Source organism: Rhodococcus sp. AZ1, from assembly GCF_054979605.1.
The window spans coordinates 59,422-76,847 of record NZ_JBUEQF010000011.1 but is presented as its reverse complement, the minus strand read 5'-3'; the positions used below and the strand labels follow the sequence as shown (position 1 = coordinate 76,847).

At 67.5% G+C, this 17,426-nt stretch carries 16 protein-coding genes, 1 tRNA gene and 1 other RNA gene; 6 read left to right on the top strand and 12 right to left on the bottom strand.

Annotated features, from left to right (window positions below):
- Positions 1-15: 15 nt before the first annotated feature.
- Both ACY48E_RS14050 and tgt read left to right on the top strand, forming a co-directional pair.
- Positions 16-1,923, top strand: coding sequence for an ABC transporter ATP-binding protein (locus ACY48E_RS14050; RefSeq protein WP_462872861.1), 1,908 nt, complete (start codon positions 16-18; stop codon positions 1,921-1,923).
- Positions 1,920-3,167 (top strand): tRNA guanosine(34) transglycosylase Tgt, encoded by a 1,248-nt coding sequence (tgt, locus tag ACY48E_RS14045; protein ID WP_462872835.1) that lies wholly within the window; start codon positions 1,920-1,922, stop codon positions 3,165-3,167. Before ACY48E_RS14050 ends, tgt begins: the two co-directional genes overlap by 4 nt.
- An 8-nt stretch (positions 3,168-3,175) precedes the next feature.
- Here tgt and ACY48E_RS14040 read toward each other — a convergent pair whose 3' ends face one another.
- The 3 genes from ACY48E_RS14040 to ACY48E_RS14030 form a co-directional block, all read right to left on the bottom strand.
- Positions 3,176-3,865 (bottom strand): RDD family protein, encoded by a 690-nt coding sequence (locus tag ACY48E_RS14040; RefSeq protein WP_462872834.1) that lies wholly within the window; start codon positions 3,863-3,865, stop codon positions 3,176-3,178.
- 116 nt (positions 3,866-3,981) lie between these two features.
- The gene (locus ACY48E_RS14035) at positions 3,982-4,668 is read right to left on the bottom strand and encodes a queuosine precursor transporter (RefSeq protein WP_462872860.1); all 687 of its coding nucleotides are present in this window, start codon (positions 4,666-4,668) and stop codon (positions 3,982-3,984) included.
- A gap of 138 nt (positions 4,669-4,806) precedes the next feature.
- Positions 4,807-5,496: a TetR/AcrR family transcriptional regulator gene (locus tag ACY48E_RS14030; protein WP_462872833.1), complete on the bottom strand. Its 690-nt coding sequence runs from the start codon at positions 5,494-5,496 to the stop codon at positions 4,807-4,809.
- Here ACY48E_RS14030 and ACY48E_RS14025 point away from each other — a divergent pair.
- Positions 5,420-5,629, top strand: coding sequence for a hypothetical protein (locus tag ACY48E_RS14025; protein ID WP_462872866.1), 210 nt, complete (start codon positions 5,420-5,422; stop codon positions 5,627-5,629). The genes ACY48E_RS14030 and ACY48E_RS14025 overlap by 77 nt on opposite strands.
- Here the strand turns inward: ACY48E_RS14025 and ACY48E_RS14020 are convergent.
- The 9 genes from ACY48E_RS14020 to ACY48E_RS13980 form a co-directional block, all read right to left on the bottom strand.
- On the bottom strand, positions 5,605-6,825 hold the full coding sequence (locus tag ACY48E_RS14020; RefSeq protein ID WP_462872832.1) for a cytochrome P450: 1,221 nt from the start codon (positions 6,823-6,825) through the stop codon (positions 5,605-5,607). The genes ACY48E_RS14025 and ACY48E_RS14020 overlap by 25 nt on opposite strands.
- A 57-nt stretch (positions 6,826-6,882) precedes the next feature.
- Positions 6,883-7,089, bottom strand: coding sequence for a ferredoxin (locus tag ACY48E_RS14015; RefSeq protein WP_462872831.1), 207 nt, complete (start codon positions 7,087-7,089; stop codon positions 6,883-6,885).
- A gap of 70 nt (positions 7,090-7,159) precedes the next feature.
- Positions 7,160-8,320: an NAD(P)/FAD-dependent oxidoreductase gene (locus tag ACY48E_RS14010; RefSeq protein ID WP_462872830.1), complete on the bottom strand. Its 1,161-nt coding sequence runs from the start codon at positions 8,318-8,320 to the stop codon at positions 7,160-7,162.
- A 140-nt stretch (positions 8,321-8,460) separates the two neighbouring features.
- Entirely contained in the window at positions 8,461-9,357 is an 897-nt protein-coding gene (gene gluQRS, locus ACY48E_RS14005) for a tRNA glutamyl-Q(34) synthetase GluQRS (protein ID WP_462872829.1), read from the bottom strand.
- Positions 9,354-10,529 (bottom strand): MFS transporter, encoded by a 1,176-nt coding sequence (locus ACY48E_RS14000; RefSeq protein WP_462872859.1) that lies wholly within the window; start codon positions 10,527-10,529, stop codon positions 9,354-9,356. Before ACY48E_RS14000 ends, gluQRS begins: the two co-directional genes overlap by 4 nt.
- A gap of 35 nt (positions 10,530-10,564) precedes the next feature.
- Positions 10,565-11,542, bottom strand: a complete 978-nt coding sequence (locus ACY48E_RS13995) for an alpha/beta fold hydrolase (RefSeq protein ID WP_462872828.1) — start codon at positions 11,540-11,542, stop codon at positions 10,565-10,567.
- Between the two features lie 290 nt (positions 11,543-11,832).
- On the bottom strand, positions 11,833-13,437 hold the full coding sequence (locus ACY48E_RS13990) for an MDR family MFS transporter (protein ID WP_462872827.1): 1,605 nt from the start codon (positions 13,435-13,437) through the stop codon (positions 11,833-11,835).
- A gap of 66 nt (positions 13,438-13,503) precedes the next feature.
- Complete coding sequence (locus ACY48E_RS13985) at positions 13,504-14,172, bottom strand: TetR/AcrR family transcriptional regulator (protein WP_462872826.1); 669 nt, start codon at positions 14,170-14,172, stop codon at positions 13,504-13,506.
- Between the two features lie 220 nt (positions 14,173-14,392).
- A tRNA-Ser gene (locus ACY48E_RS13980) sits at positions 14,393-14,480 on the bottom strand.
- A gap of 98 nt (positions 14,481-14,578) precedes the next feature.
- Here ACY48E_RS13980 and ffs point away from each other — a divergent pair.
- The 3 genes from ffs (at position 14,579) to ACY48E_RS13965 (ending at position 17,410) form a co-directional block, all read left to right on the top strand.
- Positions 14,579-14,673: signal recognition particle sRNA small type (ffs, locus tag ACY48E_RS13975), an RNA gene on the top strand.
- Between the two features lie 81 nt (positions 14,674-14,754).
- On the top strand, positions 14,755-16,044 hold the full coding sequence (locus tag ACY48E_RS13970; RefSeq protein ID WP_462872825.1) for an aminotransferase class I/II-fold pyridoxal phosphate-dependent enzyme: 1,290 nt from the start codon (positions 14,755-14,757) through the stop codon (positions 16,042-16,044).
- A gap of 226 nt (positions 16,045-16,270) precedes the next feature.
- The gene (locus ACY48E_RS13965; protein WP_462872824.1) at positions 16,271-17,410 is read left to right on the top strand and encodes a DUF4185 domain-containing protein; all 1,140 of its coding nucleotides are present in this window, start codon (positions 16,271-16,273) and stop codon (positions 17,408-17,410) included.
- Positions 17,411-17,426 lie beyond the last annotated feature (16 nt).

Here is a 17,426-nt window from a genome sequence, read left to right as displayed (position 1 = left end):
CGCCCCGGAGGTCCCATGCGCGCGGCGCCGGGTGCGCCCGGCACCAAGCCACTCGAGTTCCGCCGATCCACCGCCCGGCTGATCCGTCTTCTCGCGCCGCATCGCGTCATGCTCTCGGCGGTGATGGTGCTCGGGATCGGGTCGGTGGTGCTGTCGGTGCTGGCGCCTCGAATCCTCGGGCACGCAACCGATCTCATCTTCGCCGGTGTCATCGGCAAACAGCTGCCCGCGGGTCTGTCGAAGGCCGAGGCGATCGAGCAACTTCGTGCGAGCGGGCAGTCCAAGTTCGCCGATCTGATCCAGGGTGTGGCCGTCACGCCCGGCTTCGGCATCGATTTCGACGCCGTCGGGCGTGTGTTGCTGATCGTGCTCGCGCTCTACCTGGCCTCGGCGGTGCTGGCGTGGTTGCAGGGGTATCTGCTCAACATTGCGCTGCAGAGCACCATCCGCCGCATCGGCGATCAGGTGGAGGCCAAGATCCACCGACTGCCCCTGAGCTACTTCGACTCCACCAAGCGCGGCGATGTGCTCAGTCGCGTGACCAACGACGTCGACAACATGGCGCAGAGCCTGCAGCAGACCATGAGCCAGCTGGTGACGTCCGTGCTCACCGTGATCGGCATCCTGGGGATGATGGTCTTCATCTCGCCGCTGCTGTCGGTGGTGGCGCTGGTGACGGTGCCCATCACGGCGTTCCTCGTCGCGGCCATCGCCAAGCGCTCGCAGCCGCACTTCATGGCGCAGTGGAAGCAGACCGGCTCCCTCAACGCCCAGGTCGAGGAGGCCTACACCGGTCACGAACTGGTCAAGGCGTACGGCCGTCAGGACGAGACCGCGCGGGTGTTCCACGAGAGCAACGAGGCGCTCTACCAGGCCAGTTTCCGCGCCCAGTTCATCTCCGGGATCGTGATGCCGTCCATCATGTTCCTGGGCAATCTCAACTACGTGGTGATCGCGGTCGTCGGGGCGCTGCGGGTGGCGTCGGGTTCGCTGACCCTCGGCGAGGTGCAGGCGTTCATCCAGTACTCGCGCACCTTCACTCAGCCGCTGACGCAGATCGGGTCGATGGTGAACCTGCTGCAGTCCGGTGTGGCGTCCGCCGAGCGGATCTTCGAGATCCTCGACGCCGACGAGGAGAGCGAGGACCCGGCCGCACCGGCCAGCCCGGCGGCTCGCAGCGGGCGCGTGGAGTTCGAGAACGTGCGCTTCTCCTACGACCCCGAGCAGCCGCTGATCGAGAACCTCTCCTTCGTCGCCGAACCGGGTCGCATGGTGGCGATCGTCGGTCCGACGGGTGCGGGCAAGACGACGCTGGTGAACCTGATCATGCGCTTCTACGAGATCGACGGTGGACGCATCACCCTCGACGGCGTGGACACCCGAACCATGACGCGTGCGGACCTGCGCTCGCGCACCGGCATGGTGCTGCAGGACACGTGGCTCTTCGGCGGGACCATCTACGACAACATTGCCTACGGCGATCCGAGCGCGCCGCGGGAATCGGTGCTCGAGGCGGCGCGGGTGAGCTACGTCGACCGATTCGTGCACACCCTGCCCGACGGTTACGACACCGTGATCGACGACGAGGGTGCCAACATCAGTGCCGGAGAGAAGCAGCTCATCACGATCGCGCGGGCGTTCCTGGCGAACCCCTCGGTGCTGATCCTCGACGAGGCGACGAGCTCGGTGGACACCCGCACCGAACTGCTGGTGCAGAAGGCCACGGCCGCCCTGCGCAGCGACAGAACGAGTTTCGTGATCGCGCACCGGCTCTCGACCATTCGCGACGCGGATCTGATCCTGGTGATGGAGAAGGGCACCATCGTCGAGCAGGGCACACACGACGAGCTGATCGCCGCTCGCGGGGCGTACCACCGCCTCAGCGCGTCGGGTCTGGGGATATCGGAGTCGGTCGGGGGATGAGCGAGCGGGGATTCGGCTTCGACGTCGGTACCCGCCTCGACGGCCGCGCCGGCCGCACCGGGACCATCCACACCCCGCACGGCGACATCGCGACTCCCGCGTTCGTGGCCGTCGGCACCAAGGCGACCGTGAAGGCCGTTCTGCCCGAGACGATGTCGGAGCTCGGTGCGCAGGCCGTGCTCGCCAACGCCTACCACCTCTACCTGCAGCCGGGCGCCGACATCGTCGACGAGGCGGGTGGTCTGGGCAGGTTCATGAACTGGCCGGGACCGACGTTCACCGACAGCGGTGGGTTCCAGGTGATGTCGTTGGGCGTGGGGTTTCGCAAGGTGATCGCGATGGACGCCGAGCGGGTCACCTCCGACGACGTGATCGCCGAGGGCAAGCAGCGCCTGGCCCACGTGGACGACGACGGGGTCACCTTCACCTCCCACCTCGACGGTTCTCGTCACCGGTTCACCCCCGAGGTGTCGATGCAGATCCAGCATCGGCTCGGCGCGGACATCATGTTCGCCTTCGACGAGCTGACCACCCTCATGAACACGCGTGGCTACCAGGAACTCTCGCTCGCGCGCACGCAGGCGTGGGCGGTGCGGTGCATCGCCGAACACCACCGCCTGACCGTCGAGCGCGCGGACAAGCCGTACCAGGCGCTGTTCGGAGTGGTGCAGGGCGCACAGTACGAGGACCTGCGGCGGCAGGCCGCCCGCGGTCTCGAGACCGTGATCGGACCGAACGGACGCGGATTCGACGGCTACGGCATCGGCGGGGCGCTCGAGAAGCAGAACCTCGGCGCCATCGTCGGCTGGGTCACCGACGAGCTGCCCGAGGACAAGCCGCGGCACATGCTCGGTATCAGCGAGCCGGACGACTTCTTCGCCGCCATCGAGAACGGCGCCGACACCTTCGACTGTGTCAACCCCTCCCGGGTGGCACGCAACGCCGCGATCTACACCCGCGACGGACGCTTCAACATCAACACCGCCCGATTCCGGCGGGACTTCTCCCCGATCGAGGACGGGTGCGACTGCTACACGTGTGCGCACTACACCCGCGCCTACATGCACCACCTGTTCAAGGCCAAGGAGATGCTGGCCTCGACCCTCGCGACGATCCACAACGAGCGGTTCACCGTGCGGATGGTCGACGAGATCCGCGCATCCATCGACACCGGACGCTACGACGAGCACAAAGCAGAAACGCTCGCCCGGTTCTACCGGACGAGCGTTCCCGAGTCTTCCTGACCAGGTGCCTAGCTCTTGGCCACCTGGGTGCCGCCGGCGAGCTCGTCGTGCTTGCCCTGCTTGCGGGGGTTGTTGCTGATGGTGACGGCGATCACGATGTAGGCGACCAGTGAGACCAGCGTGCCGATGATCGGAATGATCCCGACGATCTGAAACGCATTACGGATCGCGGATTCCTTCGGCGTGGGGTTCCCCCCGCTGGGTCCGCGCACGGAGAGCCCGAGCGCCTTCTTGCCGAGAGTGCCACCGGACTGCGACTCCATCAGCACGAAGTAGAGGTAGCCCAGAATGGCCAGGAGCAGCGACATAAAGTAGGTCAGGTTCGAATTGGAGATCCCCACCGCGAAGATGATGATCGCTGTGGGGATGCCGACGATCAGGCCGTCGATGATCCGCGCCAGGAAACGAATGCCCAGGTCGGCGGGCACACCCCCGCCGGGGAGCTGGTTGAGCTGGTTGTTGAACTGCGGGGCGGCCGGGTATCCGCCCGGACCCTGCGGGGGCGGGAAGCCGCCCTGCGGGTAGCCGGCGGGGCCACCCTGCGGGTACGGCGCCGGCCCGCCGGGGGGCGGGTAGGAACCCTGAGCCGGAGGCGGCGGGTACCCGCCCTGGGGAGGCGGGGGGTAGGCACCAGGCGGTGGGTAGGAGCCCTGCGGGTTCTGCGGATCCTTGCTCGGATCGAAACCGCTCGATGTCATTGTCTTTCCCTCTCTCGGTGGTCGGAGGAGTCTCCTCGGCCTTGAGGGCAGCCTACGGACTCGGAGCGGAATATCCAGGGGTTGGGATCAGGTCGTGCCCCAACCGTGCCCTTTGTTCAGGCAGCGATGTAGGTGGGTTCGCGACGCTTCAACAGCGCCACCACCCGGTACGTGATGGGGAGAACCAGCACTTCGGCGAGGGTCTTCCACACGAACCCGAAGATCACGTAGTTGATGAAATCGCGCCAGGTACTGATGCCGATCACCCCGGCCGCGATCGAACAGAAGATCAGCGTGTCGAAGAACTCGCCGACCACGGTGGAGCCGATCAGGCGCACCCACAGGTGCTTCTCGGCGGTGCGGCGCTTGATCAGCACCAGCACCGCGGCGTTGAGGGTTTGGCCCACCAGGTACCCGGCCAGACCGGCCACCACCAGGCGCGGCACCACCCCGATCACCGTCGAGAGCGCGTCCTGGTTGGTGTAGAAGGGAGCCGACGGCAGGGCGATCGCGATCGCGAAGCATGTGCTGGCCAGAACCAGTGACGCGAAGCCGACGAAGATGGCCCGCCGCGCGGCTCGGAACCCGTACACCTCACTGATCACGTCGCCGAGAATGTAGGCCAGCGGGAACAGGAAGAACGCCCCGTCGGTGTTGATGGGCAGTATTTGGATGGGGCCGAGGGACACCGAGGAGTCGGTGAAGAACGACACCCCCTTACCCGCGGTGATGTTCGAGATCAGCAGGACGGCAGTGAAGACCCCGACGATCGCCGGGTAGTACCCGGTTCCCGTCCGGGCCATCGCTGCCTGTCCAGAGTGCGGTTCGTCCTGGGCGTCGGCCGACGAGGCCGGGGAGGTTCGGGTCATGCGGTCATCGAAGCACCTGCACTCCCATCACGCCGAGCGGGGTTCGACATCGGTACCGGGCTTCGCTGGAGATCAGCACCGACTCGAACTCACCGGGGCGGTCAGCATTCCCGCGAGAGCGTCGATGAGGTCGGTGCCGCACTCGTACCATCGCTCGTGCAGGTCCGATTCGCTCCCCACCATCGCCGCCTCGAGGTCGGCCATGAAGTGGATCAGAACGTGCCGCGCCATGTTCCGGCGCTCGAGTTCGACTGCGGGCGGAAGGCTGCGCATGCATCTGGCGAGGCCGGCGATGGTGTCGCGGTGCCCGCGTGAGCCCTGTGCCTCGTCGTAGCCGAGTTCCTGCAGCCCGGGGTCCGCGAAAACCCGGGCGCAGAACCGTGCGTACCAGGACGGTGAGCCCAGCTCGGCGAGGTGCTCGGTGGCAGGGCGGATCAGGCAGGTGAGCCAATCTCGAATGTCGTCCGACCCCTGGTACTCGGCCACCAGCTGCCCTCGCCGCTCCTCCACGGGGATCGCATGCTTGCCCAACACCGCGCGCACCAGATCGGTCTTGGTGCCGAAGTGATAGCCCACCGCCGTGTTGTTGCCCTGTCCTGCGGCCTCGCTGATCTGCCTGTTGGACACCGCATGCAGTCCGCGTTCGGCGATCAGCCGCTCCGCCGTGACGAGGATGAGGTCACGAGTGGCAGCCGAACGCGCCGTGCGCTGGGACGAGGTTGTGCGCTGGGATGACGTTGTGATCAGCGGGCTCGACGGCATGATCGCTCCTCTCGTCGTCGCGCCCGGCACCGTCGGCCGATGCGGGCGCTCGTGGTCGAGTATGAACCTGCCCGCCGCCCGAGGGTTCGGGGTGTCGTGCCCGGTGTCCTACCAGGTGACGGGCAGTTCGTAGACGCCGTAGACGGCAGCCTGGTGCTTGAACGGCAATTCGAGGACATCGGTGGCGAGCCTGAGTGTGGGGATGCGTCGGTAGAGGGTGCCGTAGACCACCTCGAGTTCCAGACGCGCCAGCGGCTGGCCGAGGCACTGGTGTGGGCCGAAACCGAAGGCCACGTGCCGACGGGCGTCGCGACGGAGGTCCAGGGTGTCGGCGTCGTCGAACAGCTCCGGGTCGCGGTTGGCCACCTCGATGGGCAGCACCATCCCCTCCCCGGCCTTGATGGTGATGCCGGCTACCTCGATGTCCTCGGTTGCCACACGCCGGAGGCCGTCGTGAACGATCGAGAGGTATCGCAGCATCTCCTCGACGGCGCCCGGGACCACAGCGCTGTTGTCCTCGGCCTGCAGGAGGGCGAGTTGGTCAGGGTGCTGCAGGAGCAGGGCTGTACCCAGGGCCATCATGTTCGCGGTGGTCTCGTGCCCGGCGAGCAAGAGCAGCGCGCCGATTCCGACGGCGTCCTCGGGGCTCAGTTCGCCGCTTCCGACCCTGCTCCCGAGCATCGAGAGCACGTCGTCCTGCGGGTGGTCGGCCTTGTGCTTCATCAGTTTGGCGAGGTAGCCGAGCAGTGACTGCAGTGCCGCCCCACGCTCTTCCATCGGAACATCTCGCCGCACCATGGTGTGGCTGTACCGCTGGAACTCCTCGTGGTCGGAGTACGGGACCCCGAGCAGGTCGCTGATCACCAGGGACGGCACCGGCAGGGTCAGGGCCTCCACCAGGTCCACCGGCTTGGGACCGGCCAGCAGCGCATCGATGTGCTCGTCGACGATCCGCTGCACCGCCGGCCGCATCGCCTGCACGCGCTTGATGGTGAAGATGGGCTGCACCATGCGCCGCAGTCGTGCATGTTCGGGATCGTCCATGTTCAAGAAGCTGAAGGTGCCGGTGTTGGGCCCGTGCATGGGATGACCCGGATTCCTCGAGTCAGCGGAGACGAGCGGGTTGCTCAGCAACGCCCGCTGGTCGTGGTAGCGGGTGACGACGTGTACGGCTTTGCCGGTCGGAAGGACGGCCCGCGCGACGCCGTCCGCGCCCTGCAGATCGATCAACTCCGGAGCCGGATCGAACGGGCACCTCGCCGCCCGGTCCATCGGGAAGGTCCGTCCCGGGTCCGCTGGGGTGGGGGTGGTGGTCTGTGCGCTGCTCATGGTGGTTCCTTCCGCGCTGCTCGGGCTTACTGGTTCGGTGGGTTGTCGGCGGCCGGGTCAGGCGCCGTCGGCGATGCGGATGGCGAGTGCGGGACACACCGCCGCGGCCTGTTCGACGTTGGCTCGTTCGCTCTCGTCGACGACGTCGCTGTCGTTGACGAACACCGCGACACCGTCCTCGTCGCGCTGGTCGAAAACCTCCGGTGCGGCCATGACGCATTGGCCGGAGGCAACGCACTTGTCCTGCTCCAGGACGACCTTCATGTTCGAACTCCTTGTCGGTCGGGATTTGTCGGGCACTGGGGAATCGGTTCGGGTGTCTGTCGGGGTCTCGTCAGGCGTGGGAGACGGCGCGGGCGTTCAGATCGGTGCGCCGTCGGCGTGCTTGTTTGGCCATGTTCCAGCCGATTACCGCGTGAAGGTCGTCGTCGTGGCGGTGTTCGGCCACGAAGCGCCCGGAGGCCACGTCCCCCTCGACGATGGTGGTGTCGCCGTCTGTGGTGACCGTTCCGTGGACCTGGATGGTTGCGTCGAACTGTGTGGTCCAGAAGTAGGGGATCGGTGCGTAGTCGACCTGCTCGCCGAGAATGTCGGCGGCGACGGCCAGGGCCTGTTCGGTGGCGTTGGTGCGGTTCTCGAGCCGGATGGTGCGTCCGAGGCCGGGGTGGGAGAAGCGCGCCACATCACCCACCGCGTAGATGCCGTCGGCAGCGCGGCAGTGGGCGTCGCACACGACGCCGTCGTCGATGTGCAGACCGCTGTCGGCCAGCCAGTCGGTGTTGGGGGTGGAGCCGACAGCGGCGACGACAACCTCGGCGGTCAGGGTCGTTCCGTCGTCGAGGACCACGTCGGTGCCCGTCGCCACATCCCTGACGCCGATTCCGCAGCGCACGTCGATGCCGTGTTGGGTGTGCAGTTCGGTCAGTGCTGCTCCGACGGTCGCGCCCAGGGGCAGGGCCATGAGAGTCGGCTCGGGTCCGACGATGGTGACGTCTGCGCCGAGAGTGCGCAGTGTGGCGCCGATTTCGGATCCGAGTACCCCGGTGCCGATGACCACGACTCCGATGCCGGGAGTGGTGGCTGCGCGCAGGCGCAGAGAATCCTCGAGGGTGCGGATGGTGTGGACGCCGGACCAACCGAAGGTGCGGGGTGTGACGCCGGTGGCGATGACGATGTTGTCGGCGGAGAACGTCGTGCCGGAGGCGGTGGTGACCGTGCGGGTGGCGGAGTCGAGTGCGGTGGCCGGGTCGCCGAGGTGGAGGTCGATGCGCAGCTCGGCGAGGCGGTCGGGGGTGCGGAGGGTGATCCTGTCGATGTCCCAGTCCCCGGCGAGAACCTGCTTGGACAGCGGCGGTCGGTCGTAGGGCAGGTGGGGTTCGTTGCCGATCAGGGTGATGGTGCCGTCGAATCCATTACGGCGCAGTGCTTCTGCCGTGGTGGTCCCGGCTGCGGCGGCGCCGACGATCACAACCGAACGGGGAGCATTCGTGGTCAACGGTGACGTCCTATCGCGTGATCGGGAGTCGGTCGGGATGTGGTTCTCGACCTCCAAATTACGTCAGGCGACTGACTTAAAACTACTACGAATTGGTAACGGCGCGGCCCCCGCGTTCCGACCGTCAGTGTCGGTCCTGGTCAGAGGGCGGGGAACCACGCATCCCGTGGCAGGCGCGCGGGGTCGAAGTGCTCGAGCAGGCCGCCCGCGGTGCCGGCGTCGCCCCGGTCGGTACCGATCGAGCGGGCGAGCATCCTCAGAACGTCGGGCGGTTCGCATCCTCGGTCCCGTAGGGCTGCGAGCGTCACGGCCCCGTCGCGCTTGGCCAACCTCGCTCCGGTCGGACCCAGCGCCAGGGGCACGTGAACGTACTCCACGGGTGGGTACCCCAGCAGGGCGCCGAGCACGCGCTGGCGCGGCGCCGACGACAGCAGATCCTCGCCCCGGACCACCTGATCGATCCCTTGCTCTCCGTCGTCCACCACCACGGCCAGGTTGTAGGCGGGTGTGCCGTCGCCGCGCATCAGCACCAGGTCGTCCACCGCCGCGGTGTGGTTGCCGTGCAACAGGTCCGGCACGGTGCACGTGGATTCGGGTGCGCGCAGCCGCAGGGCCGGCGGGCGCCCCGAAGCCCGGCGAACGGTGCGCTCGGCCTCGGTCAGTTCGCGACACGTTCCGGGATAGGCACCCGGTGGCGCGTGTGGAGCGGTCACCGCCTGCGCGATCTCCTTGCGGCTGCAGAAGCACTCGTACACCAACCCGCGCGAGCGCAACTGCTCCACCGCATCGGTGTAGAGGGCGGTGCGGTCGCTCTGCGCGACGACGGCGGCGTCCGAGACCAGACCCAGCGCGGCGAGATCGGCCAGTTGCCGTTCACGCGAGCCCTCGACCACCCGGGCGGTGTCGAGGTCTTCGATACGCACCAGCCACGATCGGCCGGTGGTGCGGGCGAACAACCACGACAGCAACGCCGTTCGGAGGTTGCCCAGGTGCAGATCACCCGTCGGGCTGGGAGCGAAGCGACCGGCGCCGATCATTGGTGTGTTTTCGAGCTCTCGGGTGTCGAGCTCTCGCGCGTCCATCCGATCAGCAGTGCAGCCCCGGCCAGGAGCGCAGGCGCCACGACCAGCGCCCGCATGATGGTGGTGTGCTCGGCGATCAGGCCGATCAGCGGTGGACCGGCGAGGAACGCGCAGTATCCGATCGAGGACACCACGCCGACGCGCGTGGCGGCGTATCGGCCGTCGTCGGCCGCTGCACTCATGCCCACGGGGAACCCGAGCGAGGTGCCGATTCCCCACAGGAGCGCACCCGCGAACGCGATCTCGACGGTCGGTCCGAGGACGAAGATCATCGAACCCACCACGGCCGACGTCACCAGTACGCGCAGCACCGCGACCCGTCCCCACCGGTCGAGAAGGGCCGGTCCGAACCACCGGCCGGCGGTCATGGCCGCGAGGAACACGGTGAAGACCACGGTGCCCAGGGCCTGCGAGGTGCCGAACTTGTCGATCACCGCCACCGCGGCCCAGTCGTTGCCCGACCCTTCGGAGAAGGCGAACGCCAGCACCACCAGGCCGATCAGGAGAGTTCGCGGCTCGGTCCAGGCTGCCCGCACGCTCGGGGTATCGGCCCGAATCGGGGTGGTGTCAGGAGCGCTCGGGGTGTCGGGGGCGAATCCGCGCACCGCCGGGACGACGGCGGCCAGCACGGCGCCGGCCACCACGGCCAGGTGCCCTCCGGCGGAGATGCCGAGCGCGGTCACCCCGGCTCCGAGCAGTGATCCCGCGACGGTGCCCACACTGAATCCGGCGTGGAATCTGGCCATGATGGACCGGCCCAGCAACTTCTCCACCGCCGCGGCCTGCACGTTCATCGCCACGTCCCACGCACCGTTGGACACACCCAGCGCGAACAGGCCCACGGTCAGCACCGCAACGTGGGTGACGCTGCCGATCGCCACCACGACCATCGCCGCGCAGAACATCCACACCGCACCGGAGACGACGGTTCGCGACGACGTTCGGGCAATGAGCGCGCCCACCAGCGGCAGGGCGACGAGTGAACCTGCGGCCAGGGCCAGCAGCACCAGCCCCAGGGTCGACGGGCTCAGAGACAGGTTCTCGCGGACCGCCGGGATGCGGGAGGCCCAACTGGATATCGCGAAACCCGCGGCGACGAAGGCGACGGTGGTTGCCCGCCGCGCGATCGCCGTCGCCCGGGCCTCGGTGGTCGGGTGCGCGGTCAGCGTGTGGCGACGCTGACCCGGGCGCGGCCGGCCCGTCGTGTACCGGCTCGGCTCGTCCGCGATGTGTCGGCGGCGCAGTCGGACATGAACTCGGCGAAGACGGCGTCGAAGCGCTCGGCGTCGTCGAGGTGGGGGAAGTGGCCGGCGTCGGGGAAGATCTCGACGCGTCCCGACGGCAGTTCCTGGCGCAGGTTGTCGGTGTGCGACATCGGGATGATGCTGTCGCGCTCACCCCAGATCAGCAGCGCCTGGATGTCCTGGTAGTCCTCGAAGTGGCTGCGGGCGCTGACCGATTGCCCCTTGACGCCGATCACCGATCGGGCGGTGGCGAGGAACGCGCGACGGGTGCCGGCGTCCTGGACCGAGGCGAAGGACTGCCAGGCCTCATTGGCGCTGGTGCTCAGGTGGGTCAGGCCGATGCGGCCGAGCCCCTCGAGTGCCTTGTCGGTGACCGAGCGCACGGCCTGCGAGGCCACGATGGGGAGGACGAACTCGCTTCCGGGCAGGATCGCCGCGCGGAGCAGAGGGCTGACCTCCTGGCCGAGGCCGCCGCTGGCGACCAGCACGAGACGCTCGACCAGGCCGGGGAAGAGGTACATCGCCTGCATGGCGACTCCGCCGCCGAAGGAGTGTCCGGCGAAGGTGGCCGACTCGATGCCGAGCGAATCCAACAGATCGCGCACCGTCGCAGCGTGGGCGCTGAGGGAGTAGTCGCCGTCCGGCTTGTCGGAGAGTCCGTGACCGAACAGGTCGGGTGCGATCACGCGGTACTTCTTGCTCAGGGTCTCGATCTGCGGCGCCCAGTTGTGGTGCGAGCCGAGAAGGCCGTGGAGCAGGACGACGGCGGGACCGTGGCCCTCGTCGACGTAGCGAAGCTTGTCGCCGTGCAGCATCAGCGTGTGCAGGGCCCGCGTGGAGGTGGTCGGCATCGTCGAGACGGGTGCGGACCGCGGCGTCACGGTGGGTGTGGTCATCGGTGTCTCCTAGCGGATGGGTGCTCGCGCACGACATCGGATCGGGCATCCGACGCTCTGTCCATCGGTGCGTGAACCGGAGTTGCTACAACCCGGTGGTGCCCCGACTGAATTGATTCAACCGTAAACCGGTTCGGTTGATTCCTGAATCGGCCGAATTCGGGCACATGGATTGTTTTGTGCACGGTTCGCCCAGGTCGAAGACCCCCGACACCGTGACCCACATCGCTGCGGGGCGGTATCGGGGGCCTGCACACATTCCAGTGTTCGGGGCCGGCGCTCGGGTCGGGTCAGTGCATGACCGGGATGGCCGACTCCATCGGTGCGTCTTCCTTGCGTGGGTTGCTGTCCTCGCCCGCGTCACCTCGGTCGATTCGGGTGGCCAGTGGCTTCTCGACCACGAAGGCCAGGATCACCGCGGCGAACACCACCAGCGGCACCAGGTACAGGAAGATCGGTGTCAGAGCGTCGTTGTAGGCGCCCACGATGATCGACCGGATCGGCCCCGGCAAGCTCGACAGCACGCTCGGGGTCAGCGAGTTCTCGCCGCCGCCGATCTGACCGCCCTCGGGCATCCGCTCGGCCAGCAGTTCGCTCAGCCGCGAGGCGAAGATGCTGCCCACCACGGCCGATCCCAGGGATGCGCCGATCTGACGGAAGAAGTTGTTCGACGCGGTCGCCGTCCCCACCTCCGAGCCGGGGAACGTGTTCTGCACGATGAGGATGAGGATCTGCATGCTCATGCCCAGTCCGATGCCCATCAGCGCGATGAACATCCCCAGCACGACCAGCGAGGTCGACGGCGTGAGCGTGGACAGCAGCACCAGCGACACCGCCACGATCGCCGTCCCGACCACCGGCAGCCACTTGTAGCGACCGGTGCGGCTGACGTACTGACCGGAGATCACCGACGTGACCAGCAGACCGGCCATCATCGGGATGAGCAGCAGACCGGCCTGGGTGGCGTTCTTGCCCGTCACCATCTGCAGGTAGGTGGGCAGGTAGGCGAGGGCGCCGAACATCGCGATGCCGGTGATCAGGCCGGCGACGGTGGTCAGCACGAAGTTGCGCTCGGCGAACAGGTGCATGGGGATCACCGGCTCGGGTGAGCGACGCTCGACGAGTACGAACGCGACGGCGGCGGCGACGGCGACGACGATGAGGCCGATGATCGTCGGCGATGCCCAGGCGTAGGTGTTGCCGCCCCAGGTGGTGAACAGGATCAGTGCTGTCGCGGCGATGCCGACCAGAACCATGCCGGGCCAGTCGATGACTGGGTTTCGCTTGCCGCCCTTGGGAAGTCGCAGGAAGAACAGGGCGCTGGCGAGTGCGATCGCGCCGAGCGGGACGTTGATCCAGAACACCCAGCGCCACCCGATGCTCTCGGTGAACCAGCCACCGAGCAGGGGGCCCGCCACCGAGGCGAGTGCGAACACCCCGCCCATCGCGCCCATGTACCGACCGCGCTGACGGGCCGGGACCACATCGGCGATGATCGCCTGGGCCAGCAGGATCAGGCCGCCGCCGCCGAGGCCCTGGATGGCGCGCCCGGTGATCAGCATCGTCATGTCGTGGGCCATGCCGCCGACGATCGATCCGACGATGAACACGGCGATCGCGCCGATGAACAGCCCCTTGCGGCCCAGCAGGTCGCCGAGCTTGCCGTAGACCGGCATCATCACCGTCGAGGCCAGGATGTAGGCGGTGGTCACCCACACCATGTGGTTCACGCCGTTGAGCTCACCGACGATGGTGGGCAGGGCTGTGGAGAAGATCATCTGGTCGAGCGATGCCAGCAGCATCGCGATGAGCAGACCCGCGAACACCAGGCCGATGGACCTCGTGTTCTCGGATTTGGGGGCGAAGTCGGTGGACTTCGTCACGGATGTGGACATGGGTGGTCCTTACCTCTCGGGCTGGGGGGGTGGTGCTGGGGGGGGTTGGTGCTCAGGGGTTGGTGCTCAGGGGTTGGTGGTGGGCGGAGCCGGCTGATTGCGGCGGATGATCGCTGCCATCAGCTCGAACGCGGGCGCCAACATGTCCGCTCGCGAGCCGCGTCTGCCGGTGGCCTGCCAGCGTCGGAACGCGTACTTCATCGCTGCGCCCGCCGTCATCACCAGCGCCAGAGCCTCCTCGTCGGGGGTGATCTCGCTGCGGACCCGATCGCCCAGCGTGCCGCCCCGCGCGCGAATTCGGCTCTCGACCACGCGGGTGAGCGCTTCCTCGAGTTCGTTCATGCGCGCGAAGTGGCGGTGCATGAGGTCCGGGTGCGACTTGATGATGCGGTGGCGTGCGAGCAGGAGGTCGGACTCGCCGTCGTCGGCCATCGCGGTGGACTCGAACACCCGCACCACGCCGGTCAAAAGATCCGGCTCGTGCTCGGCGAGAACCGCGTCGATGGCCTCGTCGGTGGGGATCGAGATCAGCTCTCCCACCACCGCGGCGTCCTTGCCGGGGAAGTAGTTGAAGAACGTGCGGGTGGAGATGGTGGCGGCGTCGCAGATCATGTCCACGGTCACGGCGTCGTAGCCGTGCTCGAGGACCAGCGAGACGGCACTGGTCTCGATCTGTCGCCGGGTGGCGATCCTCTTGCGCTCCCGGAGCCCGAGAGCCGATTCACTTCGCTGCACGAATGAATAATTGCACTGCGTGCACAATTGCGCAAGTTGCAAGATTGCGTGTCCTGCATCACATGCGGGTGGGCCTGCTTTCGGTACCCAATGTGACAGTTGGTCACCAGAGCTGACCAACTGTCACATTGGGTACAGACGGACCGGGCCAGCAGCGCCGAGCGAGGGAGCCGGGGGAACGACGAACGCCCCCGACTCGTACGGAGTCGAGGGCGTCCGGTGGCGGAGGATAGGGGATTTGAACCCCTGAGGGCGTTAACCCAACCCGCGTTCCAGGCGAGCGCCATAGGCCACTAGGCGAATCCTCCGCCTCGAAGCATAGAGGCAGCACCCGCGCCCGGACCAATCCGGCCGTCCGCCGGGAGTGCGGATTGCTCGGCGGGGTGACCGGCCGTCTACAGTGATCAGTGGATCCCGCGCGGCGCGCATCCTGTGAACTCCCCCAGGGCCGGAAGGCAGCAAGGGTCAACGGGCTCTGCCGGGTGCGCGGGGTCCCCTTACATCTCGACGAGCTCGTCGCCTCTCCGCGTGGCGGGCGCTCGCGCCGGAAGAGTCTGTCGCTCATCGAAAGGTCAGCGCTCCATGCCCGCCCAGACCCAGTACGGACTGATGACCCGCGCGGAACTCGAAGCCGAGCACGCGGCACAAGTGGCTCTCTACCAGCAGTTGCGTGAGCGTGGACTGTCGCTGGACCTCACCCGCGGTAAGCCGTCGCCGGAGCAGTTGGATCTGTCGGCCGCGCTGCTGACCCTGCCCGGTGAGGGCACCTTCCGCGACGCCGACGGTACGGATTGCCGCAACTACGGCGGCCTGATGGGTCTTGCGTCGCTGCGGTCGATCTTCGGTGAGCTGCTCTCGGTGCCGACGGCCAACCTTCTCGCTGCAGGCAACTCGAGCCTCGAGCTCATGCACGACTACCTGGTGTACGCGCTGCTGCACGGGACGGTCGATTCCGAGAGCCCGTGGGCGGCGCAGGGGCCGGTGAAGTTCGTGTGTCCGAGTCCGGGGTACGACCGTCACTTCGCGGTGTGCGAGACGCTCGGCATCGAGATGATCCCGGTGCCGATGCTCGAGGACGGGCCCGACATGGCGGCGCTCACCGAGATCGTCGCCACCGATCCGTCCGTCAAGGGCATGTGGGCGGTCCCGACGTACTCGAACCCCACCGGCGCGGTGTTCTCCGCGGATGTCGTTCGCGAGCTGATGACCATGCCCACCGCGGCGCCGGACTTCCGAATCCTGTGGGACAACGCGTACGCCGTGCATCCCTTGGTCGAGGAGTTCGCGCCCGCGATCGACGTGCTCTCGCTCGCTGCCGCGGCGGGGGTGCCGAACCGTCCGGTGGTCTACGCGTCGACGTCGAAGATCACCTTCGCGGGCGCCGGAGTCGCCTTCCTGGGGGCCTCGACGGCCAACCTGGAGTGGTACACCCGGTTCACCGCGACGCGCAGCATCGGTCCGGACAAGCTCAACCAGCTGCGGCACGTGCTGTTCTTCGGCGACGCCGACGGCGTGCGCGCCCACATGGCGGAGCATCGGCGGATACTCGCTCCCAAGTTCGCCCGGGTGGCGGAGATCCTGGCCGATCGGCTGGGCCCGTCGAAGGTCGCGTCGTGGACCGATCCGAAGGGCGGGTACTTCGTCAGCCTCGATGTGATGGATGCCACAGCGGCGCGCACGATCGCGCTGGCGAAGGACGCCGGAATCGCTCTGACCGCGGCCGGATCGGCCTTCCCGTACCGACGGGACCCGCACGATCGGAACATCCGACTCGCACCGAGTTTCCCATCCATGGATGATGTGTCTGCGTCCATGGACGGGGTCGCAACGTGCGTGTTGCTCGCAGCCGCGGAGAAGCTCCTGAACAACTAGATAGCACCACTGGTCACAAAAGCGGGCGAAAGTTCGTTTACAGGTCCGGGTCCAACCTCTGTTATGTTTCCACCGTCATCGCAGCGGGGGTTGCACCGACAGGTCCGAGTCAGCACGTGAGACCCGCCCGCCCGGGCGGACAGCGCAAAGGGGATTTCGAATGCGGGTACGCCGCCGTATCGTGTCGGCGACGGTTCTGGCACTTGCTGTCGGAACGTTGACAACCTTGACCTCACCCGTGGCCAGTGCGGAGGCGTGCGGCGGATTCGCCGGCAGCGGCAACATCGGCGCCGGCCTCCCCGGCCAGATCCCCAGCGGACGCCAGGGACCGCCCCCGGTCTACAACGGCCCCAACACCTCGGTGATATCCTGGGTGACCGGTCCCGCGAGCCAGAACGCTACCTTCGATCGCTTCGGCATCTCCGGAACCGACCTCGGCATCTCGTGGGACAACGGCGCCGGGCAGACGCTGATGGCCTTCGGCGACACCTTCGGCGACTGCACCTGGCCCGGTGGCCAGTGGCGTCACCAGACTCTGCTTCGCAGCAACGACACCAACCTGGCCGACGGCCTCACCATCGACGACGGGGTCAAGGAGCCGGGCCTGAACTACGCCGCTCAGCTCATCCCCGCGCTGGGTCTGGCTCCGGTCGAGCTCACCGTGGTTCCCACCTCGGGCATCGCGGTCGACGGCGTGCAGTACATGTCGTTCATGTCGGTGCGCAGCTGGAACGGTCCGGTGTGGTTCACCAACTACAGCGGCATCGCCACCTCGCGTGACAACGGGCAGACCTGGCAGGTCGCACCGAGCACGATCCGCTTCAACAACATCTTCGGCGTCGACGTCCCCGGTCGGGAGAGCGGCACCTCCCGGTTCCAGCAGCTCGGCTTCATGCGGGGCAAGGACGGCATGGTGTACCAGTACGGCACCCAGAGCGGCCGGATCGGCGCGGTGTACCTCTCGCGCTCGACCCCGGACGCCATCCTGGACCCGAACCGCTACGAGTACTGGTCCCCCAACGGCTGGACCCGTGACCTCAACGCGTCCACCCCGGTGGTGCGTGAGCCGAACGGCGAGCTCTCGGTGGCCTGGAACGACTACATTCAGCGCTACATCCTGCTGACGTTCAACGACATCGAGCAGCGCCTGGTGCTGCGCACCTCCCCGAACCCCGAGGGTCCGTGGAGCGAGCAGACCACCCTGGTGCCGAGCGCTGAGATCAACGGCGGCGCCACCGGCACCGCGCTGTACGCGCCGTTCATCCACCCGCGTTCGAGTGGGAACTCGCTGTACTTCACCGCCTCGCAGTACTCGTCGTACAACGTGCTGCTGCTGCGTACCAACCTGGACGCCATCCCGCGCTGACCTCGGCAACGGACGA